This is a genomic window from Stenotrophomonas sp. YJH_SMC_81 (genome assembly GCF_059370875.1).
Genome location: NZ_JCAFUB010000005.1, coordinates 162,320 through 186,986, shown reverse-complemented (window position 1 = coordinate 186,986; position 24,667 = coordinate 162,320). Strand labels below are relative to the sequence as shown.

27 protein-coding genes, 2 pseudogenes and 1 riboswitch are annotated in these 24,667 nt (G+C 67.3%); of the genes and pseudogenes, 13 read left to right on the top strand and 16 right to left on the bottom strand.

What is annotated here, in order from left to right; genetic code table 11:
* Positions 1 to 59: 59 nt before the first annotated feature.
* Together AC5P8U_RS12750 and AC5P8U_RS12745 are read left to right on the top strand one after the other, a co-directional pair.
* On the top strand, positions 60 to 629 hold the full coding sequence (locus AC5P8U_RS12750) for a superoxide dismutase family protein (protein WP_072167354.1): 570 nt from the start codon (positions 60 to 62) through the stop codon (positions 627 to 629).
* Between the two features lie 32 nt (positions 630 to 661).
* The gene (locus AC5P8U_RS12745; RefSeq protein WP_053497798.1) at positions 662 to 1,288 is read left to right on the top strand and encodes a superoxide dismutase family protein; all 627 of its coding nucleotides are present in this window, start codon (positions 662 to 664) and stop codon (positions 1,286 to 1,288) included.
* Positions 1,289 to 1,409: 121 nt separating this feature from the next.
* Here the strand turns inward: AC5P8U_RS12745 and AC5P8U_RS12740 are convergent, their stop codons facing one another.
* Complete coding sequence (locus AC5P8U_RS12740) at positions 1,410 to 2,297, bottom strand: hypothetical protein (protein ID WP_065178704.1); 888 nt, start codon at positions 2,295 to 2,297, stop codon at positions 1,410 to 1,412.
* 93 nt (positions 2,298 to 2,390) lie between these two features.
* On the opposite strand from AC5P8U_RS12740, the gene AC5P8U_RS12735 reads away from it, so the two are divergent.
* Positions 2,391 to 3,686, top strand: a complete 1,296-nt coding sequence (locus tag AC5P8U_RS12735) for an acetyl-CoA C-acetyltransferase (RefSeq protein WP_088496689.1) — start codon at positions 2,391 to 2,393, stop codon at positions 3,684 to 3,686.
* A 162-nt stretch (positions 3,687 to 3,848) separates the two neighbouring features.
* Here AC5P8U_RS12735 and AC5P8U_RS12730 read toward each other — a convergent pair whose 3' ends face one another.
* From AC5P8U_RS12730 to AC5P8U_RS12720, 3 genes are all read right to left on the bottom strand, one after another.
* Positions 3,849 to 5,144 carry a heme biosynthesis HemY N-terminal domain-containing protein gene (locus tag AC5P8U_RS12730; protein ID WP_188241380.1) on the bottom strand — a complete coding sequence of 432 codons (1,296 nt, stop codon included), beginning with the start codon at positions 5,142 to 5,144 and terminating at the stop codon, positions 3,849 to 3,851.
* Between the two features lie 6 nt (positions 5,145 to 5,150).
* Positions 5,151 to 6,128 carry a uroporphyrinogen-III C-methyltransferase gene (locus tag AC5P8U_RS12725; protein WP_447897369.1) on the bottom strand — a complete coding sequence of 326 codons (978 nt, stop codon included), beginning with the start codon at positions 6,126 to 6,128 and terminating at the stop codon, positions 5,151 to 5,153.
* 105 nt (positions 6,129 to 6,233) lie between these two features.
* On the bottom strand, positions 6,234 to 7,043 hold the full coding sequence (locus tag AC5P8U_RS12720; RefSeq protein ID WP_088496691.1) for a uroporphyrinogen-III synthase: 810 nt from the start codon (positions 7,041 to 7,043) through the stop codon (positions 6,234 to 6,236).
* Between the two features lie 35 nt (positions 7,044 to 7,078).
* On the opposite strand from AC5P8U_RS12720, the gene AC5P8U_RS12715 reads away from it, so the two are divergent.
* The 5 genes from AC5P8U_RS12715 (at position 7,079) to AC5P8U_RS12695 (ending at position 10,164) form a co-directional block, all read left to right on the top strand.
* On the top strand, positions 7,079 to 7,546 hold the full coding sequence (locus tag AC5P8U_RS12715; protein ID WP_005407593.1) for a YiiD C-terminal domain-containing protein: 468 nt from the start codon (positions 7,079 to 7,081) through the stop codon (positions 7,544 to 7,546).
* A gap of 32 nt (positions 7,547 to 7,578) precedes the next feature.
* Positions 7,579 to 8,004, top strand: coding sequence for a hypothetical protein (locus tag AC5P8U_RS12710; RefSeq protein ID WP_061479368.1), 426 nt, complete (start codon positions 7,579 to 7,581; stop codon positions 8,002 to 8,004).
* Between the two features lie 57 nt (positions 8,005 to 8,061).
* Positions 8,062 to 8,499, top strand: coding sequence for a rhodanese-like domain-containing protein (locus AC5P8U_RS12705; protein WP_049416566.1), 438 nt, complete (start codon positions 8,062 to 8,064; stop codon positions 8,497 to 8,499).
* A 100-nt stretch (positions 8,500 to 8,599) separates the two neighbouring features.
* Positions 8,600 to 9,118 (top strand): protein-export chaperone SecB, encoded by a 519-nt coding sequence (gene secB / locus AC5P8U_RS12700; protein ID WP_005407596.1) that lies wholly within the window; start codon positions 8,600 to 8,602, stop codon positions 9,116 to 9,118.
* Positions 9,119 to 9,138: 20 nt separating this feature from the next.
* Entirely contained in the window at positions 9,139 to 10,164 is a 1,026-nt protein-coding gene (locus AC5P8U_RS12695) for an NAD(P)H-dependent glycerol-3-phosphate dehydrogenase (RefSeq protein ID WP_049416568.1), read from the top strand.
* Positions 10,165 to 10,289: 125 nt separating this feature from the next.
* Here the strand turns inward: AC5P8U_RS12695 and AC5P8U_RS12690 are convergent.
* Positions 10,290 to 10,745 (bottom strand): annotated as a pseudogene (locus tag AC5P8U_RS12690) (YybH family protein).
* Between the two features lie 135 nt (positions 10,746 to 10,880).
* On the opposite strand from AC5P8U_RS12690, the gene AC5P8U_RS12685 reads away from it, so the two are divergent.
* Complete coding sequence (locus AC5P8U_RS12685; RefSeq protein WP_088496692.1) at positions 10,881 to 11,555, top strand: Ivy family c-type lysozyme inhibitor; 675 nt, start codon at positions 10,881 to 10,883, stop codon at positions 11,553 to 11,555.
* Positions 11,556 to 11,615: 60 nt separating this feature from the next.
* On the opposite strand, the gene AC5P8U_RS12680 is transcribed toward AC5P8U_RS12685, so the two are convergent.
* From AC5P8U_RS12680 to AC5P8U_RS12660, 5 genes and pseudogenes are all read right to left on the bottom strand, one after another.
* Entirely contained in the window at positions 11,616 to 11,990 is a 375-nt protein-coding gene (locus AC5P8U_RS12680) for a hypothetical protein (RefSeq protein WP_053497779.1), read from the bottom strand.
* A gap of 478 nt (positions 11,991 to 12,468) precedes the next feature.
* Positions 12,469 to 13,500: an ACR3 family arsenite efflux transporter gene (gene arsB / locus AC5P8U_RS12675; protein WP_151354692.1), complete on the bottom strand. Its 1,032-nt coding sequence runs from the start codon at positions 13,498 to 13,500 to the stop codon at positions 12,469 to 12,471.
* 13 nt (positions 13,501 to 13,513) lie between these two features.
* On the bottom strand, positions 13,514 to 14,017 hold the full coding sequence (locus AC5P8U_RS12670) for an arsenate reductase ArsC (protein WP_439426989.1): 504 nt from the start codon (positions 14,015 to 14,017) through the stop codon (positions 13,514 to 13,516).
* 36 nt (positions 14,018 to 14,053) lie between these two features.
* A pseudogene (arsN2, locus tag AC5P8U_RS12665) lies at positions 14,054 to 14,473 on the bottom strand (arsenic resistance N-acetyltransferase ArsN2); the annotation flags it as partial.
* A 1-nt stretch (position 14,474) separates the two neighbouring features.
* Positions 14,475 to 14,804 carry an ArsR/SmtB family transcription factor gene (locus AC5P8U_RS12660; protein WP_111201237.1) on the bottom strand — a complete coding sequence of 110 codons (330 nt, stop codon included), beginning with the start codon at positions 14,802 to 14,804 and terminating at the stop codon, positions 14,475 to 14,477.
* Positions 14,805 to 14,821: 17 nt separating this feature from the next.
* Between AC5P8U_RS12660 and arsH the strand changes: the two genes are divergently transcribed.
* Positions 14,822 to 15,550, top strand: coding sequence for an arsenical resistance protein ArsH (gene arsH, locus AC5P8U_RS12655; RefSeq protein ID WP_151354694.1), 729 nt, complete (start codon positions 14,822 to 14,824; stop codon positions 15,548 to 15,550).
* A gap of 15 nt (positions 15,551 to 15,565) precedes the next feature.
* Here the strand turns inward: arsH and AC5P8U_RS12650 are convergent, their stop codons facing one another.
* The 3 genes from AC5P8U_RS12650 to AC5P8U_RS12640 form a co-directional block, all read right to left on the bottom strand.
* Positions 15,566 to 16,252 carry a L,D-transpeptidase family protein gene (locus AC5P8U_RS12650; RefSeq protein ID WP_088496695.1) on the bottom strand — a complete coding sequence of 229 codons (687 nt, stop codon included), beginning with the start codon at positions 16,250 to 16,252 and terminating at the stop codon, positions 15,566 to 15,568.
* 156 nt (positions 16,253 to 16,408) lie between these two features.
* Positions 16,409 to 16,681 carry a hypothetical protein gene (locus AC5P8U_RS12645; protein WP_005420910.1) on the bottom strand — a complete coding sequence of 91 codons (273 nt, stop codon included), beginning with the start codon at positions 16,679 to 16,681 and terminating at the stop codon, positions 16,409 to 16,411.
* A 218-nt stretch (positions 16,682 to 16,899) separates the two neighbouring features.
* A complete protein-coding gene (locus AC5P8U_RS12640) occupies positions 16,900 to 17,889 on the bottom strand; it encodes a DUF2268 domain-containing putative Zn-dependent protease (protein WP_194434023.1) in 990 nt (329 codons plus the stop codon).
* 161 nt (positions 17,890 to 18,050) lie between these two features.
* Between AC5P8U_RS12640 and AC5P8U_RS12635 the strand changes: the two genes are divergently transcribed.
* The 3 genes from AC5P8U_RS12635 to AC5P8U_RS12625 all read left to right on the top strand — a co-directional run bounded on the left by AC5P8U_RS12635 (position 18,051) and on the right by AC5P8U_RS12625 (position 20,370).
* Entirely contained in the window at positions 18,051 to 18,626 is a 576-nt protein-coding gene (locus AC5P8U_RS12635) for an OmpO family porin (RefSeq protein WP_049465985.1), read from the top strand.
* Positions 18,627 to 18,892: 266 nt separating this feature from the next.
* Positions 18,893 to 19,867, top strand: a complete 975-nt coding sequence (locus AC5P8U_RS12630; protein WP_072167332.1) for a Dyp-type peroxidase — start codon at positions 18,893 to 18,895, stop codon at positions 19,865 to 19,867.
* A gap of 86 nt (positions 19,868 to 19,953) precedes the next feature.
* The gene (locus AC5P8U_RS12625; protein WP_072167331.1) at positions 19,954 to 20,370 is read left to right on the top strand and encodes a hypothetical protein; all 417 of its coding nucleotides are present in this window, start codon (positions 19,954 to 19,956) and stop codon (positions 20,368 to 20,370) included.
* Between the two features lie 96 nt (positions 20,371 to 20,466).
* Here AC5P8U_RS12625 and pnuC read toward each other — a convergent pair whose 3' ends face one another.
* The 3 genes from pnuC to AC5P8U_RS12610 form a co-directional block, all read right to left on the bottom strand.
* Complete coding sequence (gene pnuC / locus AC5P8U_RS12620; RefSeq protein ID WP_072167431.1) at positions 20,467 to 21,039, bottom strand: nicotinamide riboside transporter PnuC; 573 nt, start codon at positions 21,037 to 21,039, stop codon at positions 20,467 to 20,469.
* A gap of 8 nt (positions 21,040 to 21,047) precedes the next feature.
* Positions 21,048 to 23,237, bottom strand: coding sequence for a TonB-dependent receptor (locus AC5P8U_RS12615; protein WP_072167330.1), 2,190 nt, complete (start codon positions 23,235 to 23,237; stop codon positions 21,048 to 21,050).
* Positions 23,238 to 23,307: 70 nt separating this feature from the next.
* Positions 23,308 to 23,403, bottom strand: a riboswitch (TPP riboswitch).
* A 98-nt stretch (positions 23,404 to 23,501) separates the two neighbouring features.
* A complete protein-coding gene (locus AC5P8U_RS12610; RefSeq protein ID WP_072167329.1) occupies positions 23,502 to 24,626 on the bottom strand; it encodes a phosphotransferase enzyme family protein in 1,125 nt (374 codons plus the stop codon).
* Positions 24,627 to 24,667 lie beyond the last annotated feature (41 nt).

Sequence of the window (24,667 nt, the reverse complement as noted above, 5' to 3'; positions counted from 1 at the left end):
CGAACCGTTGATCGTTCATGGACGATGCAACGCTTAGTGTCATCTGCAAGGAGTCTTTGATGCGTCTGTCCTTTGCCATCCTGCCGTTGTCCGCCGCCGTGCTGCTGTCTGCCTGCGGCAGCGCGCCGAAAAAGACCGAACCTACTCCGCCGCCGCCGACCGTGGTCAGCGCAGCGAAGCAGGGCGAGGCCAATCTTGCACCGGCCTCGGCCAGCATCGTCAGTGGCCGCATCGCGCTGATGGTGGAGCCCGGTGGCATCCACATCACCGGCCTGGTCGGTGGCCTGCAGCCGATGCAGCAGGCCGGCTTCCACATCCATGAGCGCGGCGACTGCAGTGCGGTGGATGCCAGCAGTGCCGGCAATCACTTCAATCCCGGTGGTGCTGCGCATGGCCGCGCCGGCACCGGCAAGCACCACCTGGGCGACATGGACAATCTGCGTGCCGATGCCCAGGGCCGCGCCAACGTCGATATCCACCTCAAGGGGGTTACCCTTGGCGGAGGCGCCGCCACCGATATCGCCGGACGCGCACTGGTCGTGCATGCCAACGCCGACGACTATCGCAGCCAGCCCGCCGGCAATGCCGGCGTCCGCATCGCCTGTGGCGTGATCCGGGTCGTCCGCTGATCACTGCAGGCATCATCGAGGGAGAGATTCCAATGCGTCTGATCCACACTTCGCTGTTTGCGGCCATCGCCGCGCTGGGCCTGGCGGCCTGCAACCAGCAGCCCGCCGCGCCGCAGACTGAAACCCCGCCGGCCGCGCCGGCTGACGGCGCCACCACCGAGCCGGCTGCAGCCCCGGCACCGGCGGCGGCACCGACGGGCGATGCTTCGGCAACGGCCGAACTGGCACCGACCCAGGGCAACGAGACCAAGGGCAGCGTCACCTTCAAGGTGGTTGATGGCAAGGTCCACGTGACCGGCCAGATCACCGGCCTGAAGCCGGGCAGCGAACATGGCTTCCACATCCACGAGAAGGGCGACTGCAGCGCGCCGGACGGCATGAGCGCCGGCGGCCACTTCAACCCGGGCAAGCAGGATCACGGCAACGTCGCCACCGATCCGCACCACGGCGGCGACATGCCCAACATCAAGGCCGACGACAAGGGCGTGGCCACCATCGACGGCCCGGTGTCGAGCAACGTCAACATCGGCAAGGGTGATGACTTCGACATCATCGGCCGCGGCCTGATCGTCCACGCCGACGCGGACGACTACAAGACCCAGCCGACCGGCAACGCCGGCGCGCGCCTGGCCTGTGCGGTGATCCAGAAGGCCCCGTAAGAAACAAAGAACGCCGGCACAAGCCGGCGTTTTTCCTGATGGGTAGTGCCGGCCGCTGGCCGGCAATCACAGATCCGGAGGGTGCCGGCCAGCGGCCGGCACTACCCACATATCACCCGGATCAGCGCGCCAGCAGTTCGCGCGCGTCCTGCCCGGCCTCGCAGTGCACGAACAGTACCGGCACGCCATGTGCTTCCAGCACCGCGGCCATCTGTCGCTGGCGCATCAGGAACTGCTCGTAGATGCCCTTCAGGCGATCGCAGTCGTTCTTGCTGTGGCTGTAGTGCGCGCACCAACCGGCCGGGTCGAACAGCGCCATGCGTGCTTCGCCATGCGTATAGCGCAGCAGCGGCTCGGGCGCGGCATTGAGCCACTCGTCCTCGCCCGGCGCCATGATCGCGGTCTCGATCAGCGGCCACAGTGCGGCCAGGCCCTGGTTGTCGTACTGCATCGACATCATCGCGGCCAGGTCGTTCACGGTGAAATAGCGCGCGTGCTCGATGCGGGCACCGAAGGTGTTCTGCGCCATCAGCGCGGTGTCGGCGTGCGCCATGCCGTTGGCCAGCAAGGTTTCTTCCAGCGCATCGGCGACCGCGCTGGTGGTGGCCACGTCGCTGCCGGTCAGCAGGAACGGCACCACGCGCAGGCCACCGCCCACCAGCGTGGCATCGGCCTGGAACGGCAGTGGCACGTCACCCTCGGCATCGGTACCGAAGGCCAGCAGGCGCGGGCCCTGGTTGCGGCCCGGGGCACGCATCTGCAGTTCTTCCAGGCGGCGATGGATCGGCCAGCCCGGGCGCAGCACTTCAGCCGGGTCGAAATGCGCGGCGGCGAACACCAGGTCCAGCTCGGCGACCTGCGGCACCAGCTTGGCCAGGTCGCGGCCGACGCGTTCGGCCAGTTCACCGGCCTGTTCAGCGCTGAGCACCGCCTGGCGGGGGATTTCGCCGCCGGCCAGTTCCAGGGCCAGCACGCCAAGGGCATTCATCGCGGGGTCGGGTTTGCTCATGGTTCCACGGTTGGCCCATCACAGGGCGGCAGCTACACTTGGCTCCATTATGCCTGCTCCGTCGTGCAGGCCATGTTGCAGACACCCTCATCCATGCCAGGTATCTCCATGCCCAACGCTCGTCCCGTCGCCATCCTCGGTGGCGTCCGCATTCCGTTCTGCCGCCAGAACACCGCGTACTCGGATGTCGGCAACCTCGGCATGTCGGTCCGTACGCTGGGCGCGCTGGTCGAACGGTTCGGCCTGCATGGCCAGCAGCTGGGTGAAGTGGCGATGGGCGCGGTGATCAAGCATTCCAGCGACTGGAACCTGGGCCGCGAAGCGACGCTGTCCTCCGGCCTGTCGCCGCTGACCCCGGGCATCACCCTGCAGCGCGCCTGCGGTACCTCGCTGGACAGTATCATCACCGTGGCCAACAAGATCGCGCTGGGACAGATCGAATCGGGCATCGGCGGTGGTTCGGACACCACCTCCGACGTGCCGATCGTTTACGGCAAGAAGCTGCGTGCACGCCTGCTGGCGGCCAACCGCGCCAAGAGCACCGGCGAGAAGATCCGTGCGCTCACCGCCGGCTTCAAGTTCTCCGAGCTCAAGCCCGAGTTCCCGGGCGTGGCCGAGCCGCGCACCGGCAAGAGCATGGGCGACCACTGCGAGGACATGGCGAAGGAGTGGAACATCTCGCGCGACTCGCAGGATGAGTGGGCGGTGTCGTCGCACAAGAAGCTGGCTGCCGCCTACGAGCGTGGCTTCTTCAACGACCTGATCGCACCGTTCCGTGGCGTCGAGCGCGACAACATCCTGCGCCCGGATACCTCGCTGGAAAAGCTGGCGACGCTGAAGCCGGCGTTCGACAAGGTTTCCGGGCGTGGCACGCTCACCGCCGCCAATTCCACCCCGCTGACCGACGGTGCCGCTGCGGTACTGCTGGCCAGCGAAGAGTGGGCGCGCGCGCATGGCCATGAGCCGCAGGCCTACCTGCGTGACGCACACGTGGCGGCAGTGGACTTCGTGCATGGCGAAGGCCTGCTGATGGCACCGACCATCGCGGTGCCGGAGATGCTCAAGCGCAACGGCCTGACCCTGCAGGACTTCGACATCTACGAGATCCACGAAGCCTTTGCCGCGCAGGTGTTGTGCACCCTGCGTGCGTGGGAGAGCGAGGACTACTGCCGCAACCGCCTGGGCCTGGACGCGCCGCTGGGCCGCATCGACCCGGACAAGATCAACCTGCTGGGCTCGTCGCTGGCCACCGGCCACCCGTTCGCCGCTACCGGCGCACGCGTGATCGCCACGGCAGCCAAGCAGCTGGCCGAACGCGGCGGTGGCCGCGCACTGGTGTCGATCTGCACCGCTGGCGGCATGGGCGTGGTGGCGATCGTCGAACGCTGATCGCATCCATCGGTGGGTGCCGACCGTTGGTCGGCACGATCCGGCCGGCACTCCTGGAACTGAAAACGCCGCCCATCGGGCGGCGTTTTTTTTTGTTCGGATTGTTGCTCTGGTGGGTGCCAAATTCACCGGTGGATGCCGGCCAGCGGCCGGCACTACCCATCAGGGCAACCGCGGGTTGCCGAATTCGTCGCGCTCTTCGTTGGCGTCATACACCGGCGGCTGTGCAACGATGGGCTGCTCCTCCACCGTGGCGCGCAGCGGCGTCTCGGTGCCACGCACCAGTTCCACGCTGTCCTCGCCGCGCTGCAGGCGCAGCGCATTGGCCAGGCACTGCGCGGCCAGCGCGTGTTCGCCACGCTGGGCGAACACTTCACCCAGCGCTTCCCACGCCGGTGCACCGGCGCCCGCGGCGATGGCCTCGTGCAGGAACGCATCGGCGGCATCCCATTGCTGCTGGCCCAGGGCCACGCGGCCCTGCGCCAGGCGCAGCGCGGCCGAGCCGTCATGCACGTTGCGCCAGCGCGCCAGATTGGCCTGGCGGGTGGCCAGGCGCTCGGCGGGCAGGCGGCCATACAGCGCCACCAGATCGTCATTCCAACGCTGGTCCAGTGCCTGTTCCAGCGCCAGCAGCGCCGGCTCATCCCAGTCCAGCGCCACCGCACGGCTGGCATAGGCGCCCACCACGTCCGGGGTGGGGCGCAGCGCCTTCGGGGTGGCCTCCCACTGTGCGGCCAGCGCGTTGACGTCGGCCGCTTCCAGTAGCGCCTGTGCGGCCAGGCGTGCCTCCAGTTCGCTGTTCGCGTCGGCCGGCAGCACCTTGCTCTGGCGCAGCGCACCCAGCTGGCCATACGCTTCGTGCGCGCGGCCGGCCTGTGCCAGCGCTTCGGTACGCAGCCACAGGCCGCGCGGCGGCAGCGGCTGGATCGCCGCTACGTCCAGCGCATTGATCGCATCGACCGGCAGATCGCGCGCCAGCAGCTGTTCGGCGCGCAGCAGCGCCTGCAGGGTGGCGTCGCTTTCACCCAGGCGCTGCAGCAGCGCCTCTCCGGCGGGGCCGTCGGCCCGTGCCTGCGCGCTGCGCACGGCGGTGGCCAGTGCCACCGCGCTCACTTCCGGGTCCTTGGCGGCGCCGTCCAGCAGCTTCTCCGCACGCTGCCACTGGCCATGCTCGTAGGCCTGCAGGCCGTCGATCAGGCGCACCCGGCCCTGCTTGCGGCGGTAGCGGCCCCAGGCACGGAACGGTGCAGCGATCAGGCTCCACAGCAGCCACAGCACCAGCACCGTGATCACCGCCAGCAGCGCTACCTTCGGCAGGTTGCTGTGATAGTCGTAGCCGCCGTAGCGCAGGGTCACTTCGCCGAAGCGGTTCAGGTCATCGGCGCCGAGCCATTGCGCGGCGACCACGCCGATGGCCACGGCCAGCAACAGCACGACCAGGGATTGCAGGGGTTTCATGCGGGCTTACCTCCGGTCGGTCTGGGTGCGCAGTTGTTGCAGGGTGCTGCCAAGGACAGCGTCGTTGGCCTGCAGCGGCAGTTCGCGCAAGGCCTTCAGTTCAGCACGTTGCGCGCGCAGGGCCGGTGAATCCGGCCAGCGCCGCTGTGCCCACTGCTCCACGCGGTCCAGAGCGGTGTTGCGGCCCGCGCGGTCGCCGCGCTCGATCGCGGCGCGCGCCAACGTCAATTCCAGCTGCAGTGCATCGTCGGCGTTGCGCTTTTCGGCGGCCGTCAGCGGGCCGTTCTGGCGGCTCGGGGTGATGTCCACGAACGGTGCCAGCGTGGCCTGCCACCAGGGCTTGGCGGTGCTGCTGCCGGTCGTGCCGGTGATCTGCGAGGGCAGGCCCTGCAGCGCCCGGGCCACAGCATCCAGGCGCTGCAGCGACTGCACGCGCGGGCCGCTGCCCAGCGCATCCAGTGCCTCGCGCTCCTGCACCAGCGCCTGGCGCAGGTTCAGGCCGTCGGCGTCGGGCAGATCGGCCAGCGCGATGGCGGCCTGTGCATACAGGCGGCGTGCGCCGTCCACGTCGTCGGCGTAGTTCAGGCGCTGCGCAGCCTGGGTCAGCAGCAGCTCGGCCTCATCGCGCTGCACCGCCTGGCGGCCCTGGTTGGCACTGTCGGCCAGCTTGGCCACGTTCTCTTCCAGCAGCGCGCTGCGCTGTGAGAGTCCCAGCATCTCGTCGCGCAGCACGCGGTTGGTGGTCGCCGCATCCTGCAGGCGCTGGCTGGTCGCGCGCTGGTCACGGCGCAGCGCATCCAGCGTGGCCTCCAGGCCCTTCAGCTGTACGGCCTTGGCCTGTGCCTGCGCTTCCTGTTCGCGCTGTTGCTGCTGCCAGACGTACCAGCTGGCATAACCGCCCGCGCCGAGCACGACCACGGCGGCCAGCGGCAGCAGCCAGCGCACGGGTCGATGGGGTGGGGGTGCGGGCGGAGTATCGTTCATCAGGCTTCCTTGTCGGCAACGTCGCCGGTCGGGGTGCCGGCAGGCTGCGTTGTGCACAGCATCACCGTTGCCGACGGCAGCGGCAAGCGTGATCCACGTCCCTGTTCAGGTCGCTGCCGGGACGGTGAGCGTGGCGTGTGCAGCGGCCACCAGCTGCGCAGCGGTGGGGCCGGCGCTGCGTGTGATGCGCTGCAGGCCGAGCGCCTGCGCCTGTTCGCCGAGGCGGTCACTGGCAACCACCACGCGGGCAGACGCCCGCAGGCGCTGCTGCCCGGCCGGCGGAAGCTGTTGCCAGAAATGCTGCAACGCTTCGCCACTGCTCACGGCCAGTACCCACGGCTGTGCTGAATGCGCCAACCGCGCCAGCGTTCGCGGGGGCAGTCGCAGCAGGCGACGCTTGTAGACGTCGGCACGTTCGATCGTGGCGCCCGCCGCCTGCAGCTGCGCGGCAATCAGGCCACGCCCGCCGGGCGCGGTCACCAGTCCGACGCGCAGGCCCTGTACGTCGGCCAGCACCGGCAGCGCCAGCAGGCCTTCACTGTCCATCCGCTGCGGCGCGTGCACCTCGGTGATGCCATGTGCCTGCAATGCGCGCGCAGTGCCTTCGCCCACGGTCAGCCACGGGCTGCGCTGCACGCCGGCCAGCGGCAGCAGGGACGCGGCTGCGGCAACGGCGGCCGGGCTGGTGAACACCACCCGGTCGCAGTTCAGCGCGCGTTGCAGCTGGCGCACCACAGCCGTGCCATGCAGGCGCTGCAGGCGCCAGGGCGCCAGGGCCAGGACATTCCCGCCCAGCCCGGCAACGGCGCGGCGCAGCGCCACGTTCTGGCCCCGCGGGCGCAGCGAGATCAGGGTCCAGCGTGGGCCGGAACGGCTGGCGCCAGTGGGTATCGTATGGTCGACCATTGCCTGCATTATGCGGGCCCTTCGTTGTCGTGGTCGCTGCTCCGATGTCCGTTGATGCCCTGACTTCCTCGTTGGCCGCCCTGCAGGACGTGCTGGACTGCATGCCGGCGGTGCGCGCCATGCAGATCCAGCTCGACGGCTATGCCGATGGCGTGCTGCGCATCACCGCGCCGCTGGCGGCCAACGTCAATGACAAGGGCAACGCCTTCGGCGGCAGCCTGGCCTCGGTGCTGACCCTGTCCGGCTGGGCGCTGGTCAGCCTGCGCCTGCGCCTGGCCGGCCACGATGCCGAGGTCTATGTGGCCGACAGCAACCTGCGCTATCTGGCGCCGGTCTATGAGGACCTGCACGCCCACGCCGAAGCGGCCGAAGCCACCGGCTGGGACGCCTTCCTGAATACCTTCCGGCAGCGCCGCAAGGCCCGCATCAGCATCATCGCCACCCAGCCCGGTGCCGATGGCAAGCCCGCCGCCGAATTCAGCGGTCGCTTTGTTGCCTTCGCCAAAGGGTAGGATGGCAGGCTGACGTTCTGGGGAAACCACCGATGCGCCGCCTCATCCAGTTCCTGATGTATTCCCTGCTGCTGGCCAGTGCCGTGGCCTCGGCCGACGACCTCAGCCGCAAGCAGCGCAAGCTGCTGGAAGAGACCCAGATCGCCTACGGGGCGACCATCCGCTGGGGCAGCATGGACGATGCCATCGGCTACCTCGACCCCAAGCTGCGCAAGGAAAAGCCGCCGACCGAGTTCGAGCTCAACCGTTACGCGCAGCTGCGCGTGTCGTCCTATCGCGAGCGCAGCAGCGCCTCGCTGGACGGTGGCCTGGTCGAGCGCCGGGTCGAAATCGGGGTGATCAACCAGAACACCCAGGCCGAGCGCACCGTGGTCGTGGTCGAGCGCTGGCGCTGGGACCCGGAGGCCAAGCGCTGGTGGCAGACCGCCGGCCTGCCGGACCTGTGGAAGGGGCAGTGACGGGCCGCGTCCGGCTTGTGCGACAATCGGCGCCCGCTTAATCGACCCGTGACCTGAGTGAATTACGAAGAGTTGCTGGCCTTTGCAGGCCGAAACCCGATGCTGTCCGCGGCCCTGGTCGGCCTGACCGTGGCCATCATCGTCACCGAGATCCGCCGCCTGTTCCGGGGCTTCAAGGGCATCAAGCCCGCCGAACTGACCCAGCTGATCAACGCGGGCGGCACGGTGGTGGTCGACCTGTCGGCCAGCGGTGACTTCGAGAAGGGCCACATTGCCGGCAGCCGCAACGCCCAGGCCAGTGCCTTCGGCCCGGAAAACAAGCTGGTGGCCAACGCCAAGCAGTCGCCGGTGGTGCTGGTGTGCCGCAGCGGCAACGCTTCGGAAACCGCCGCCAAGGCGCTGAAGAAGGCCGGTTTCGAGAAGGTCTACGTGCTCGACGGCGGCATTCCCGCCTGGCAGCAGGCCGAACTGCCGCTGGTCAAGGGCCGCAACTGATTGTCGCAGGTGGCGGATCCGGCCTTGTCTGGGCCGGGTCCCGCCCCCATCGCAGTAGTTAGACCATCGTTTTCATTGCATTCACCTGGAGTTACTGGAAATGTCCGAAGAGATCACCAACGGCGCCGCTGCGCCGGTCGATGCCGCTACCGGCCCCGCTTTCACCGTCGAGAAGATCTACGTCAAGGACGTCTCCTTCGAGTCGCCGAACGCGCCGACCATCTTCAATGACCAGGTGCAGCCGGAGCTGCAGCTGAATCTGAACCAGCAGGTGCAGCGCCTGGGTGAGAACGCCTTCGAAGTCGTGCTGGCCGTGACCCTGACCTGCCAGGCCGGTGAGCGCACCGCCTACGTGGCCGAAGTGAAGCAGGCCGGCGTGTTCGGCCTGGTCGGCCTGGACCCGCAGTCGATCGACGTGCTGCTCGGCACCCAGTGCCCGAACATCCTGTTCCCGTACGTGCGCCAGCTGATCAGCGACCTGATCCAGGCCGGCGGCTTCCCGCCGTTCTTCCTGCAGCCGATCAACTTCGAAGGCCTGTACGCAGAAACCCTGCGCCAGCGCCAGGAGCAGGGCGACGCACCGTCGCTGGCTGACTCCGAGCCGGCCGGCAACGCCTGATTCCTGCCGCGACGTCACGGATGAGCACTCCCGCTGACAAGATCGCCGTGCTCGGCGCCGGTTCCTGGGGAACCGCCCTGGCCAGCCTGCTCGCACGGCACGGTCACCCGACCGTGCTGTGGGGGCGCGACGCGGCCGTGGTCGACGCCATCGACCAGCGCCACGAGAACCCGCGCTACCTGCCGGGCATCCCGCTGCCGGACAGCCTGCGTGCCACCACCGATCTGGCGTCGGCGGTGCAGGGCGCGGCCTGGATCCTGGTGGTGACGCCGTCGCACGCGTTCGGCGAGACCGTGCGTGCGCTGGCGCCGCTGCGACCGGCCGGTGCCGGCGTGGCCTGGGCCACCAAGGGCTTCGAACCCGGTTCGGGCCGTTTCCTGCATGAAGTGGCGCGCGAAGTGCTGGGTGAGGATGTGCCGCTGGCCGTCGTCACCGGGCCGTCGTTCGCCAAGGAAGTCACCCAGGGCTTGCCGACCGCGATCACCGTGCACGGCGACGTGCCCGAGTTCGCGCAGACGGTGGCCGAGGCGATGCATGGCCCGGCGTTCCGCGCCTACACCGGCGACGACATGGTCGGTGCCGAGCTGGGCGGCGCGATGAAGAACGTGCTGGCCGTGGCCACCGGCGTGGCCGATGGCATGCAGCTGGGCCTCAACGCCCGTGCCGGCCTGATCACCCGTGGTCTGAACGAGATGCTGCGCCTGGCCGCTGCGATCGGCGCCAAGCCGGAAACGCTGATGGGCCTGGCCGGCCTGGGCGATCTGGTGCTGACCTGCACCGGCGACCTGTCGCGCAACCGCCGCCTGGGCCTGGCCCTGGGCCGCGGCCAGACGCTGCAGGATGCAGTGCGCGAGATCGGCCAGGTGGTCGAGTCGGTGCAGACCGCTGACGAAGTGATGCGACAGGCGCGCCGTCATGGCATCGACCTGCCGATCTCCGACGGTGTGCGTGCCGTGCTGCATGGCGAGCAGACCCCGGAAGAAGGCCTGCGCGCACTGCTGGCGCGGGAACAGAAACCGGAGTATCCGGACACGCTGTTCAAGTGAATCGAAAAACCCCGGCCACGCGCCGGGGTTTTTTTATGTGCGTGCCCTATCCACGCATGGCGTGGATCTACTGCCGAACCCGCTTCTGGTAGCTGCCAACCTTGGTTGGCGCCCGGCGGCAGCAATCACCGCGCCCGCGGCGGCGCGCTGGTGTTGTCCATGTCCGAAAAGATCAACCACGGCCCATCGTCCACGCGCTTCAACGTGAGCGTGAACTTGCCGGTATCGCCCACGTTGTTGCCGTAGCTGTACGCACCGACGATGTAGCCCGTGTTGCCCTCCATCGAATACGCCAGCGCACGCAGCCGCAACGGGCTGCCGCCCTGGCCGGCATACGCGGCCTCGATCGCACTGCGGCCGCGCACCGGCGGCTGGTTGCTCTGCAGCACAAAGCCATCCTCGGCGAACAGCGCAGCCAGTGCCTTGGCATCACCCGTGCGTCACGCCTGCTCGTAGTCGCGCAGTACACGGTCCAGCGGTGCGGGCAGCGCGATATCGGGAAGCGGCTGTGCGGGCTCCGCGCCTTCTGCATCGTGGGCATTTGCCGGCGATGCCATCAGCAGGGCACTGCAGAAGATCATGGCGAGTGGTGTACGGCGCATGCGTCCGGCTCCAGGCGATGACGGGAAGCTGCGAACGCATCCTGGCGCGGTGCTGGTTAGAATCACGCGGCCGCCGATTTGGCGGACGCAGCGCAGATCAGACAAGGACACGGAATGAAGATGCGAATCACAGGGATGGCGATGATGGCCGCGCTGCTGGCAGCCTGCGGACAGGCACCGGAGAAGACTGGCGGGACTGCACCTGCTGCGGCGCCAGCGCCGACCACCGAAGCACCGGCCGCCGCGGCGACGGTGGTCGAGGAGGAACCGTCCGCCGAAGACGGCGTGGCCCCCTCGGTGTGGGACAACGAAGGCGAACCGGAAGACCCGGGCGCCGGCGGCGAACTGACCTGCGCGGACAACCCGCTGGCGACCCACTTCTTCACCCTGGTGGGCGGCAACACCGTGGACGACTGTGGCCGCAAGGATCCGAAGGTGCTGGCCGCGTTCAACGCCCTGATGAAGAACACGGCCGCAGCCGAATCCGCCGACAAGGAGATTCCATCGCTGCGCGAACGCCTGTTGAGCGGGCCCAGCGGTCCTGGCGAACTGGTAGTGCTGCAGGGCGAGCCGTGGTGGTTCTACACCGCCTGCCAGGCCCACGACTGCCCCGGCACCGCGTTGGCGATGCTGTACTCACCCACGCAGGCGAAGATGGTCGGCCGTCTTACTGCGCGCTGCCGTGTGTGGTGGCTGGGCGAGCCGACGGCGGAACAGCGTGTGCAGATCGAACAGCGCCAGCCACTGCAGGATGCCGCGCTGAAGGAAGACAGCGCGCTTTGCGGGTGATGTGGCGCGCGCCGCAGCGCAGGGCCGTGCCCGGCGTTGCAGTGAGCGTTGTTCCCCGTGTCACCCTTCCGGGCGCATGCGTGCGCTGACCTGTGCGGTCAGCGACAGACTGGCCATCATCAGGCCCTCCATCACGCGGTCGCCCACGTACTCTTCGTCGGGACCGTTCTGGCGCACGCGCTCGGCAGCCAGCAGCATTTCCAGCGCCACGCGCAGGCCGGTCAATGCGCAATCCGCGTCGGCCAGCGCCATGCGGCGGCCGGGCATCTGATGACGTTCGGGCCAGGGTTGGCCGTCGGCGGCGGCGCCCTTGCCGATGCGGTCGAGGGTGGCGATGAAACCGAGAGGATCCTGCTGGTGCGGTGCTTCCGAAGGCGCGTCCGCGTTGGCGGGCACGTATTGCGTGCGTAGTCGGGAGGATTCGGGTGTGCTCATGGCAATGCTCCGTGCAGGACAGACGGCAGCCGCCACACAAAGGTGGCGGGCGGAGACGTGGCTCGAAAACCGGGCGCTTGTTGAAACCGGCAGGCACAGGGCCTCCACGCTCCGCCCGCCATAGCCGGCAGACGGATTGCCCGCCGGCGCCACGAGGGGTGACGCCGGCGGGCAAGCGTTGTTAAACAAGCGCACGGGTTTTCGAAGCCCGGCCATCCTTTTTCGATGGCACGTCATCTGTACGCGTGCTGCTGCGGTGCCAATCAGAACAGTTGCATTCAACGCTTGATCAAAGACGCTTTCGGCATTTTTGCACGCTGTTAAGCTGTCGCAGACGCAGGCGCCGCAACGGCCGTAGCGGCATGGGGAATATGCGACATGGGTCGAAGTTGATGACGTGGCGTACGGGCACCCCACCAAGTCGATGACGACAGTGCGGGGCGAAGAACGCAATTCGACTCCCACACACTTTGATCTGTCAGTGCTCTTCGCATCTCTCGTACCAGGCTTGTGTACGGTTCACGATCCGCACCACGGACAGCATGACCGGTACCTCGATCAGCACACCCACCACGGTGGCCAGCGCCGCTCCCGAGTGCACGCCGAACAGTCCCACCGCTGTGGCCACAGCCAGTTCGAAGAAGTTGCTCGCACCAATCAGCGCTGACGGGCCGGCCACGCAATGCGCCACGCCCAGACGGCGGTTCAGAAGGTAGGCCAGGCCCGAAGTGAAATAGACCTGGATCAGGATCGGCACCGCAATCAGCGCGATCACCAGCGGTTGCTTCACGATCTGCTGGCCCTGGAACCCGAACAGCAGCACCAGCGTCAGCAGCAGCGCGGACAGGGACAGCGGGCCCAGCCGTCGAAGCGCGCGCTGCAGGCCCGCCTCGCCGCTGCGCGAAAGCATCCAGCGCCGAAGCAACGCGGCCACCAGCACGGGCACCACGATGTAGAGGCCAACCGACAACAGCAGCGTGTCCCAGGGCACAGTGATCGCCGACAGGCCCAGCAGCAGCGCAACCACCGGCGCGTAGGCAACCACCATGATCGCGTCGTTCAACGCCACCTGGCTCAGGGTGAAGTTGGCATCACCGCGGCACAGGTTGCTCCACACGAACACCATGGCGGTGCAGGGCGCGGCCGCCAGCAGGATCAAACCGGCGATGTAGCTGTCGATCTGTGCTGCGGGCAGCCAGTCCGCGAAGGCATGGCGCAGGAACAGCCAGCCCAGCAGCGCCATCGAGAACGGCTTCACGGCCCAGTTGATGAACAGTGTCACGCCGATGCCCTTCCAGTGCTGCTGCAACTGGCGCATCGCAGTGAAGTCGACCTTCAGCAGCATCGGGATGATCATCAGCCAGATCAGCACCGCAACCGGCAGGTTGACTTTGGCCACTTCGGCGGAGGCCAGCACCGCGAAGGCATCGGGCAGGACGTGGCCCAGCAGCGTGCCCATCGCAATGCACAGCACAACCCACAGCGTCAGGTGTCGCTCGAACAGGCTCATGGCAGTGGCACCGTCATTGTGCGCCGTCGGTCGGCAGCAGCTGGCCGATCCGGTCCAGCGCGTGCTGCAGCGCTTCGCGTTCGGACCACACCGATTCGGGCAGTGCGAGCAGCGCACGCAGGCGCGTTTTCACGATGGCATGGGCCAGTGCGAAGGCTGCGGCCTTGTCGGCATCGCTGCCTGCCACGGCGGCCGGATCAGGCAGGCCCCAGTGGCTGCGGATGAAGTCACCGAACACCACAGGGCAGGCTTCGGCAGCGGCCGCGTCACACACGGTGATCACCAGATCCATCGGGGCTGCATCCACGAACTCATCCCACGACTTGCTGCGCAGCCCTTCAACGGGCATTCCTTCGGCCTGCAGCTGGGCGAGCGCGAAGGGATTGATCTGGCCAGTGGGCTGGCTGCCCGCACTGAAAGCCCTGAAGCGATCGCCGCCCCATGCGCGCAGGGTGGCTTCAGCCAGCACGCTGCGCGCGCTGTTGCCGGTGCAGAGGAACAAGACATTGCGGGTCATGTGGCTTCCGTGGTCAGTGAGTGGCTTGGACATGCACAGCGCGCTGGCCGGGCAGAGACGAGTGAACTCGGCAGAGCTGCGGATCGCCTCCGCTATCTGCGCGCGATCGCATCCGGCATAGCCGTGCCGCGCGAACCACGGGCCTGCCGACGTTGTCAGCAGCACCAGTTCCCTGACCTGCATGCGGCGGGCCATGTCCTCGGCCGCTGACAGCAACGCGCGCCCAAGGCCGGTACTGCGTCGGTCGTCGGACACCACCAGGGAGCGAAGCAGGGCCGACGCGCCGAAGATCTGCAATCCAACGGCACCCACGGGAACACCTTCGAGGTCTGCGACGAGAAACGCCACCTCGCTGCTTTCCAGATCGGCCACGGGCAACTGCGCCTGCCGCAGAAGGTCGCGGATGGAGCACAGGTCGTCGCGCGTGCCTGCACGAATCACCGGATCGGGTTTCATCTCAGCACCTGCATGCCGGTTCGGTGACCGCGCACCGCTCATCCGGGGAGCCCGCGCAGCAGTTGTGCGTCAGGTACTGGATCAAGCCGTTCATCGCATCGAAGTTGGCGCGGTAGCAGACGTGGCGGCCTTGGCTTTCGCTCTCCACCAGCCCGGCCTGCACCAGCTCCTTCAGGTGGAAGCTGAGCGTGGCTGGGGGTACCTGCAGGGCCGTGGCGATGTCGCCCGCCATGCGCCCTGCCGGGCCCGCCTCCACCAGCAGTCGGAAGGCAGCCAGGCGGGTGGCATGGCCGAGGGCGGTCAGGGCGGTGATTGCATTCGATGTTTCCATATTTCTAGAATAGTCGAATGAATGAGCCAATCACAAGCCTGGACCTGCCCAACCTGGCGGAATCGTCATTGCCCCAGCCCAATCATCACCAGCTCGCCGCGGCAGATCTGGGGCCGCCACGCATTCTCCTGCTCTACGGCTCGCTGCGGCCCCAGTCGTTCAGCCGCAAGCTTGCGCTGGAAGCCGAGCGGCTGCTGCGCCACCTGGGGTGCGAAACCCGGGTGTTCGATCCGCATGCGCTGCCGATGCTGGACAGCGTGGACAGGAATCACCCCGAAGTGCAGCGACTGCGCGAATGGTCACAGTGGTCGGAAGGGCAGGTCTGGGTCAGCCCCGAGCGGCATGGCACGGTCACCGGCGTGTTCAAGAACCAGATCGACTGGTTGCCGCTGGAAGATGGCAGCGTGCGGCCCACGCAGGGCAGGACGCTGGCGGTGATGCAGGTGAGCGGCGGCTCGCAGTCGTTCAATACCGTCAACACGTTGCGCGTGCTCGGCCGCTGGATGCGCATGCTGACCATCCCCAACCAGTCGTCGGTGGCCAAGGCCTGGCAGGAATTCGATGACGACGGCCGGATGAAACCCTCGCCGTACTACGATCGGGTGGTGGACGTGATGGAGGAACTGGTGAAGTTCACGCTGCTGACGCGGGGCCGGTCGGACTACCTGGTGGACCGCTACAGCGAGCGGAAGGGCGACGCGCACGCCGCGGCATTGGCGCGGGCTGCAGGGGCTACGGCTTCCTGAGTTCCAGCACGCGCGCTACCTGCTCGCGCGCTGCGCGCCCTTGCTGTTCTCGTCCTTTGCATCGCCACGGCTCTGCGCGAACGCCGGGAAGGTCTTCGCGATCGAATCCTTGTCCGGCAGGATGTAGAACACGCCGCCCTTCTCGAACGTGGAGTGCACGATCTGCTCGTAGAACGCCGGCGAGACGTTGATGCACCCGTGGGTGACGCGGTTGTCGTCCGGCGTCGGCGTCGCCAGTCGTTCGGCGCGCTTTTCCTTCGGGGTGCCCGGCGGCAGCGGATGCATCGACACGGCGGAATCATAGTCCACCCACAGCACGCGCCCGGCATCGTCGGAGGGGCCATAGGCGCCGATGAAGCGGCCCGCAGGCGTGGTGCGGTCGTGGCCGGGAATCGCGCTCAGGGCAAGCTTGGCGACGCCGGGTGCGGAATGATCGCCGATGGCCGAACCGAACAGCGCCGGCGCGGCGCCGCGCAGCTTGCCGTCGCCGCCGAAGACCAGGACCTGCGCGGCGGCCTTGTCCATGATCGCGAACGGATAACCCTGATTGTCCTTGCTGGCGACCACCCAGCCGGCCAGCTCGATCACTGTTTCGGAGACGCTCTGGTCGGGCGGAAGTTCATCAACGGCGGCCGCCGGTGCTGCGGGTGCGTCCTTGTCCCTGGCGTTGGCTGCGCCGCTGCATGCAACGGCCAGTGCCATGGCCAGAGCGGCATGGAAGGCGCGGCGTGCAGGGGAGGAGGAGGTACGAATGGGAAGGCTCCTGGCAATGCAATCCTGGTGGAAGGAGGCCAGTGGCCGGCGAGGGCCACTGGTTCCCGATACAGAGGTGGATCAATTCAAACGGTGAGGGAGCGATCAGCCGCGCGGCTTGCGTCCGACGGGTGCCCTTTCAAGCTGCTGCACGCGGCCTTCGATCTGGTCCAGGCGCTGGTTGGCCTGCTGTGCCGACTGGTTGGCGGACTCGGCACTCTGTGCAGCGCCCTGCACCTTTACATCGAGCTGATCGAGGCGCGAGTTGATGGTTGCGAACTCGTCCTTGTAGGTGGCACAAGCGCCAAGGCTCACGGTGGCGATGAGCGCTACAGCAAGTGCGCGGGCCGTCTTCATGTGTTGCGGGTTCAGGTTCATTGCACTCCCTCCTTCGTCTGGGGAAGCTGGAATATAGCGGCGTTTGTTCCCCACGCTGACAAGCGCTTTCAGCTGAAGTTGGAAGACGTGGAAGGGTTGTGAAATATGTTCATCAGCAAAGCTTAACGAGTGAGATCAGGCGAGCTGATGTGCACAGAGGCGATGGCCTTGCGGTTGCTCGAATCGCCCAATTCATCAGCCTGAAGACGGCTTCATTCCTACCCGTTTTCCACTGGCCCACACGCCGGGCGCCATTCACTTGCGGCGAACAACGCCGGCGCACTTTCCGGACGCACCGTCAGCAGCGTGGCGACGGCACCAGCTTTGTCATCGGCGCGGGCAACGTAGTCAGCGGCAATGCGGTAGCCGATCCAGTAGCCAAGATCGCCGCGGCGCGTTTCGTCGCCCGCTCCGTTGTAGAGCCATTGCGACAGATCAGTACCAGCGCTGTCCCGGGCGAACTGGCGTTCCAGGGCGCATTCGCGGCCCTGCGTCCAACGACGCAGATGCGCGTTGGCCGGTTGCCCCGAGATCAGTTCGCCCACGTACTCGGCGCCGCCTTCAAGCAACGTCTGATAGAGCAGGGTGGGCTGCGCGACATCGACGCTCGCACCGGGCTGCTGCACGTGCACGTACTCATGGGCGATCAGGTGCACGAATCGATCGCCGATGTCGGGCTGCATCCAGTCGGCGTGGCACAGTGCCTCCAGTCCGATCACCACGCCGTCGGGCGTGGTGACACCGCCGCTGTTTCCCCGACCCACCAGCACGGTGACCGGCGGAAAACGTGCGGAGGGAAACAGCGTGCCCAACCGATCGAGTGCCTTGGCAACCCGCTCGCGGATCTCCGGCAGTGCCGTCGCACAGGTACGGGCTTTGGCAAACAGCGCAGGTCTGCGCTGGATCGCATCTGCAAGACGATCCATCGAGCCGATACGGCTGTCAGTGAAGCTGCGTAGTGCATCCGTACCCGCATGCAGATAGCCGCGCTGCAGATCGTCGGCATTCGGCTTCCCTCCGCTTGCATCCAGCACGCTGAAGAAGCGCGTGACATCGTCGGTCTGAATCACGATGCGCCCGGAAGGGCGGGTACGCTCGGCTGCGTTGGCTACCTGCAGCATCATCGGCAGGGCGAAGAGCAGCAAAGCCCGCACTGTGCGCCGGGCATGAAGCGGAAACAGCAGTGACGCGACTGATGCGTGCGGCATGAGGAGTTCCCTGAACGCCAGCCTTATTTATACACCAGTCAGTTCAATATTCAGGGTCGATTAGACCCCCTAACGGATAATTCACACCTGTCGACCGCCTCCTCTCTCTCCCCCTCCCGGGAGACGGCCGACGAAACCAAAATAATTAAAGGTGTGTCCCGATGAACAAGAATTCGCTGCTCGCCCTGGGCCTTCTGGCTGCCCTGCCGTTCGCTGCATCGGCAACCGATGGCCTGTCGTACAACTACGTTGAAGGCGGCTACGTGAACACCGATGCCAAGGGCGGCGACGCCGATGGCTGGAAGGTGAAGGGTTCCGTGGCGGTGCACCCGAACTTCCACATCTTCGGCGACTACAGCGCCCAGGAGACCGACACGTTCAAGAATGACGTCGACCAGTGGCGCATCGGTGCCGGCTACAACTACGGCATCGCACCGAACACCGACCTGGTCGCCCGTGTCGCGTACCAGAAGTTCGACATGAAGCACGGCCTGGACTTCAACGGCTACTCCACCGAAGTCGGCGTGCGCACCGCGTTCAACCCGTACGTGGAAGGCTACGTGATGGCCGGCTACGAGGACTACACCAAGAAGCACGGCATCAACCCGGACGGCGAGTTCTACGGCCGCGTCGGCGCCACCGCCAAGTTCAACCAGAACTGGGGCCTGAGTGGCGAAGTGAAGCTGGCCAAGGCCGGCGACCGCGAGTGGTTCGTGGGCCCGCGCTTCACCTGGTAACAAACGCCCGTCGTTAGAGCGTGTTGTGCTGGCGTGTGACTCTCTCTCTCTCCCACACGCCAACCGAAGCCCGGCCTCGCGCCGGGCTTCTTCTTTTGTGTGCGTCCGGAGAGTGCAGGGCCGCAGCAGTTCCATGTAGCGCGGGAATGCACGGTGCTGCTCGCAGGACGGAACGAGAAACGCTCCGTCGCCGGTCAGGCGGTTCCGCTATGATCCCGGCACGTCGCCATTGACGATGCACCCGCCTCAAGCCAGCAGGAACTGCCGTGAATTCCCAGCCCGCACCGATCACCGCCCTCAACCACACGCTCGACAACGAGCCGCAGCAGATCACCGCACCGCTTACCCATTCGGCGGCGTTTCTGGTGCTGAAGGTGAAGGATGACGAGGCGTCGATCGCCAAGGCACGCGAGGTGCTGGCCAGCACCGATGACCTGATCAAGAACACCGCCATCCGCGAGATCGAGCGCACCTTCACCTGCAACGTGGCCATCGGCCATCGCGTGTGGCAGCCGCTGTTGGGCTCCACGCCGCCACGCGAGCTGAAGCCGTTCCGCGAGATCAAGGGCGCGACCCACACCGCTGTGGCCACGCCCGGTGACCTGCTGTACCACATCCGCGCACGTACCATGGACCTGATCGTGGCGTTCGAGCGCAACCTGCTGATGGCCTTCGGTGATGCGGTGGAAGCGGTCGATGACGTGGCCGGCTTCCGCTACTTCGATGGCCGCGATCTGCTGGACTTCGTCGACGGCACCGCCAACCCGGAAGGACTGTCGCTGCCGGAAGCCACCATTGTTGGCGATGAAGACCCGGAGCATGCCGGCGGCAGCTACGTGGTGGTGCAGAAGTACCTGCACAACCTCGATGCCTGGCGCGCGCAGAAGACCGAGGCGCAGGAGGCGATCATCGGCCGCACCAAGCACGACAACATCGAGCTGGATGATGCGCCGGCCGATGCGCAGAAATCGCACAAGACGCTGTGCACCATCGAAGACGCCGACGGCGAGCACGAAATCCTGCGCGACAACATGCCGTTCGCCAACCCGGGGCGCGGCGAGTACGGCACCTACTTCATCGGCTACACGCGCCGCCTGTGGGTGATCGAGAAGATGCTCGAGCGCATGTTCATCGGCAATCCTGCGCCGCTGCACGACCGCATCCTCGACTTCTCCACCGCCACCACCGGCGTGACCTTCTTCGCGCCCTCGCGCAAGGTGCTGGCCGACCTGGGCGAGTGATCGCGCCGGGCCATCACGGCCCGCCATCTGCCTGTCATCTATGGCGCCGACCATGGCGCGCTGGATGGGAGCGCAGGAGGCAGGCGATGGCCATGGCAGGGAACAGGACCGGCATCCGCCGCTGGTGGCGGCGTCTGGCTGCGGTGTTCGGCACACTGGCACTGGGGAGTGCCGCGGCGTCCGCACACGAAGCCCCTGCGCACTGGATGGCCTACGCCGCCGCCGTGGGTGGCCAGCTGCAGCAGCGCCTGCAGCAGGAACAGGACCCGCAGGCGCAGCGCGTGGTGGAGTGGCTGCGTGCACACCCGGATACACCCACGCCGCTGCCGGTGAGCCTGTGGATTGCGGCGGACGGCCGCATCTCGAAGCTGGAGTTCGACAGCCTGGGTGACCGCGAGGTGGATGCGGACCTGCGCGTGACGTTGCAGGCCGCGCCGTTGCAGGCGGCTCCGCCGGCCGACATGCGCCAACCGCTGCGATTGGGTCTGGTGCTTGACCGGTAGATCCACGCCATGCGTGGATGGGCCTACCGGTGACCCTTCAGCCACGCATGGCGTGGCTCTACTGTGGATGGCCAGCGCACAGCCCGGCCATCCGCATCAACGAACCGGCGCCACCTGCGGTTCGCGCGCGGCCGCGCTCCATGCGCGCAGGCCGAACACGGCCAGGCCGAGGAAGAACACGTACAGCGCGGCAGTCACATGCAGCGACTTGAACAGGTACGCACCCACATAGACCACGTCCACCGCGATCCACACCCACCAGCAGGCCACATGGCGGCGTGCCTGCCACCACTGGCCGACCAGGCTCAGTGCGGTCAGCATCGCGTCCAGCCACGGCAGCGCGGCATCGGTGAAGGTGTGCATGGCCGCACCCAGCGCCACGCCACCGCACAGGCCGAAGGCCAGGTCGCGCAGCAGCTTGCCTCGCGCCAGTGGCACGATGCGGATGCTGCCCTCATCGGCGGCGTGCTGGCGCCAGTTGAGCCAGCCGTAGACCAGGAAGCCACCGAAGGCGACCTGCAGCAGCGTGTCCGAGTACAGCTTGGCCTCGGCGAACACCAGGCCATAAAGCGTGACCGACAGCAGGCCCACCGGCCATGCAGACAACCGGCGCCGTGCCATCAGCCAGACGCCGAGCACGCTGCACAGCGCGGCGGTCCACTCGAGCACGACGCCGTTCACAGCGCGAACGTCACCGACAGGCGCGCCTGTCGCGGTGCGCCGGGGAACAGGTAGTAGTCACCGCCGCTGCTGCCGGTGTCACGCCAGTAGAAGCGGTTGAACACGTTGTCCACCGACAGGTTCCAGGTCACCGCACGCTCGTGCAGCCGGTGCTGGAAACGCAGGCCGGCATCGAACACCGAGTAGTCCGGCGCGCGCACGGCGCCGTCGGCGCGCGCCACGTTGGCACCCGCATAGCGCCAGCCGCCAGTGACATCCAGGCCCTGCACGAACGGCAGTGCATAGGCCACGTGCACGCTGGCACGCACCTTCGGCACGTTCACCAGCTGATGGCCTTCATAGGTGGGCGTGCCGGTATCGCGCGCGCGCGCCTGCAGCACGCTGGCGCTGGCCACGATCTGCAGTGCATCGGTCAGCTGGCCGTTGGCGGTCAGCTCCAGGCCGGTGTGGGTCTGCGTGCCTTCCTCGACGAAGGTGTAACCCACATCGCTGTTGTCGGGCTTGGCGTACTGGTACGGCTGCGAAATGCGGAACACCGCCGCACCCAGGGTCAGCGCTTCGACCGGCACGTACTTCACGCCCACTTCCAGCTGGCGCGACTGTACCGACGGCAGGAAGGTGTCGGCGTTGCTGGTCCAGAACGGCGCTTCCTGGCCCAGCGAAATGCCGCGCACGTAACTGGCGTAGGCGTTGAGCTGGTCGGTGGCTTTCCACACCACCGCAGTCTGTGGCAGGAAGCGCGACAGGCGGCTGTGCCGCTGCGGGATGCCGCGCTTGTCGTAGGCGCGCTCGTCCAGGCGGACGAAGCGGCCACCGGCCAGCCACTGCCAGTCGTCACCGAAGCTGATCCGGTCCAGCGCGAAGAACGCGGTCTGGCGACTGTCCAGGCGCCGTGCGGAGGGGCCCGGCATCTTCGGCGACGGCGCGAACACCGGCACCGGTGCCTCGTGGATGTTGCTGGTGCCGACGTACTCGTTGACGCTCGGGCGCCTGTCCACGGTGCGGCGGAAGTAGTCGGCACCGACGGTCAGCTGGTGGCCGATGCTGCCGGTCTCGAAGCGGCCACGCAGTTCGGCACGGGCCTGCTGGTTCTGGCGGGTGTCGTCCGGGCTGCGGTAGTCGTAGATGTCATAGTCGCCGTTGGGCGCGAAGTAGTTGCCCGGCACGCTGCCATCGGCACATTGCGCGGCGTAGTAGCAGCCGTAGGCGAAGGCGACGTTGTCGTCGATCACCGAGCGGCTGTGGCCGACCGAGACGCGCGACTGCCAGGCCTCATTGAAGTCGTAGGTGTGCAGCGCGGTGATGTTGGTGCTGGCGATATCCACCGGGCGCTGCCACGGCTGGTAGCCGAGCAGATGCTCGCGGTCGACACCGCGCGGCAGGTCACGCGCGCCCAGCAGCTGGTAGCCGGACACCGAGCGCTGCGCGCTGGTCTGGTAGTTGGCATCCACTTCCAGCTTGCCGCGCTCGCCGATCAGCCAGTCGGCGGCCAGCGAGTAGAAGTTGCGGCGGCCATCGGCATGCTCGACGTAGGAATTGCTGGAATCCCATGCGGCATTCAGGCGCAGGCCGAAGCGCGGGGTGATCCAGTGGCCGACATCGATGGCGACGTAGCGCGAGCCTTCCGAATCGGTGCCGAGCGTGGCGGTGCGCACTTCGGCCGGGCGCTTGCCGATGTAGTTGATGATGCCGCCCGGCGCCATCACCCCTGCCGCCAGGCCGGCTTCACCCTTGAGGATCTCCACCGACTGCACGTTCTCCAGCGCCAGGCGCTGTTCGCCGGCGATGGACAGGCCGTTGAAGCGGTAGCCGGTGGCGGCGTCCAGGGCGAAGCCGCGGATGGCGATGTTCTGGTAGTAGCCCACCGGCGCGTAGGCATCACCCAGCGAGGCATCATTGCTGGCCAGCTCGGACAGCGAACGTAGCTGGCGGCGGTCGAGATAGTCGCGCTCGAGCACGTTCACCGAAGCCGGCGTGTCCTTCCAAGAACCGCCACCGAAGGCGTTCACGCGCGAGGTATCGGCCTTCGGCTTGCCGGCCTGCACGCGCACCGCCGCCAGTTCGGTCGGCGAGCGCTCGGCGCCGGTGGCAGCCGCATCAGGGGATGCCTCGGCCTCGCTGGCGTGCAGTGGCAGCGCAGCGCAGAGGGCGAGGGAGAGCAGGGTGGGGCGCAGGCAGCGGTTCATTCGGTTCGTCTTCGGACAACAAGGGAGACGAAGCGACGGCGCGCAGGTGCACTGACCCATGACGGGGGTGTGGCTGCGGCTCAAAGCTCCCTACGCCGGTGCAAACCGGATCAGGTTCCAAGGGACTCTCTCAGCCTGGCAGATCCAGGCACCCCCGCTTCAGGTGACCATTTCACTACAAATGGTACGGATTTGCGAGCGCCACCCAGGGTCAGATCCCTTTCCTGCGGAAAGGGATCTGACTCCAACGCTGCGTCAACCGGATCACGCGGCGGCGTGCAGGGCCTGCAGCAGTGCCTGCCCCGGGGCGGCATGGAACCACGCCGGATGGCCAAGCATGAAGGGCTGCCACGCCACGTCGGCATTGGCGGTCGAGCCGGTGACGCCCTCGAAATACTCCACTTCGGACAGTGCGAAGTCGAAATGCACCATCGGCAGCAGGTCGGCCAGCAGGTGCACGCGTGCCGCCGACAACGGCAGCACCTCGCGGTAGCCATCGAGCAACGCCAGCGCGATATCGACGCGCACGGCCTCCATGCCGCGCGCCAGCTCCAGCCATGCCACGGCGTTGCGCTCGATGGCGGTGGCCAGGTCGAACAGTGCGCTGGTGGGCGAGGCCAGGCCGAAATCCAGCACGGTGCTGACCTGCCCGTCGCGCCACAGCAGGTTGGAGACATGCCAGTCGTTGTGCGCCCACAGCCGTGGTTCGTCGCGCAGGCGCTCGGCCAGGCCCGTGTGCCACGGCAGCACGTCGTGCTGCAGCTGCGCTTCCCACGGAATGCGCTCGAGATAGCGGGCCAGGCCGGGGCGCTCGTGCAGCCCTGCCTTGATTGCCGCCACCGGATCGTCGGCGCGGATCAGATCATCGCGCGCGACCAGCAGATGGGTGCTGCGCTGGGGCGCGCGGTAGCCGTCGGCAGCACGGTGCAGCTGGGCCAGCATGCGTCCGGCTTCACGGGCCTGCGCGACGTCGGTCAGCAGCGACCACGACACCGCGTCGCGGTACAGGTCGTCGCCTACGCCGACGTCGTGCAGTTCAAACGTCCATTCGCCGTGTTCGACCGCGGTGTGACCATCGGTCGCTGCCAGCACCTGTGCCACCGGCACGCCAGCAGCGTCGAGATGGGCGATGAAGCGGTGTTCTTCTTCCAGGCAGGCCGCGTTGCGCACGCTGTGGTGATGGCGCTTGATGAACACCGCGCCGCGCGTGCCATCGACGATGGCGGCAGCCGACAACGGCCGCGGGCTGTGCCAGCGCGGTTGGCTGCCGCTGTGCAGCTGCGGATAGCACTGCCGCAACCACGCGATGTCCGCCGCGCTGATCGGTGGCCAGTCGGCAGCGACCTCGTCGTTGTTGAGGCCCTGCACGCGGTGGGAGGAAGACGTCATGCCGCAGCCCGAGAGGGGAAAGTCACATCCAAGGCTGCGCA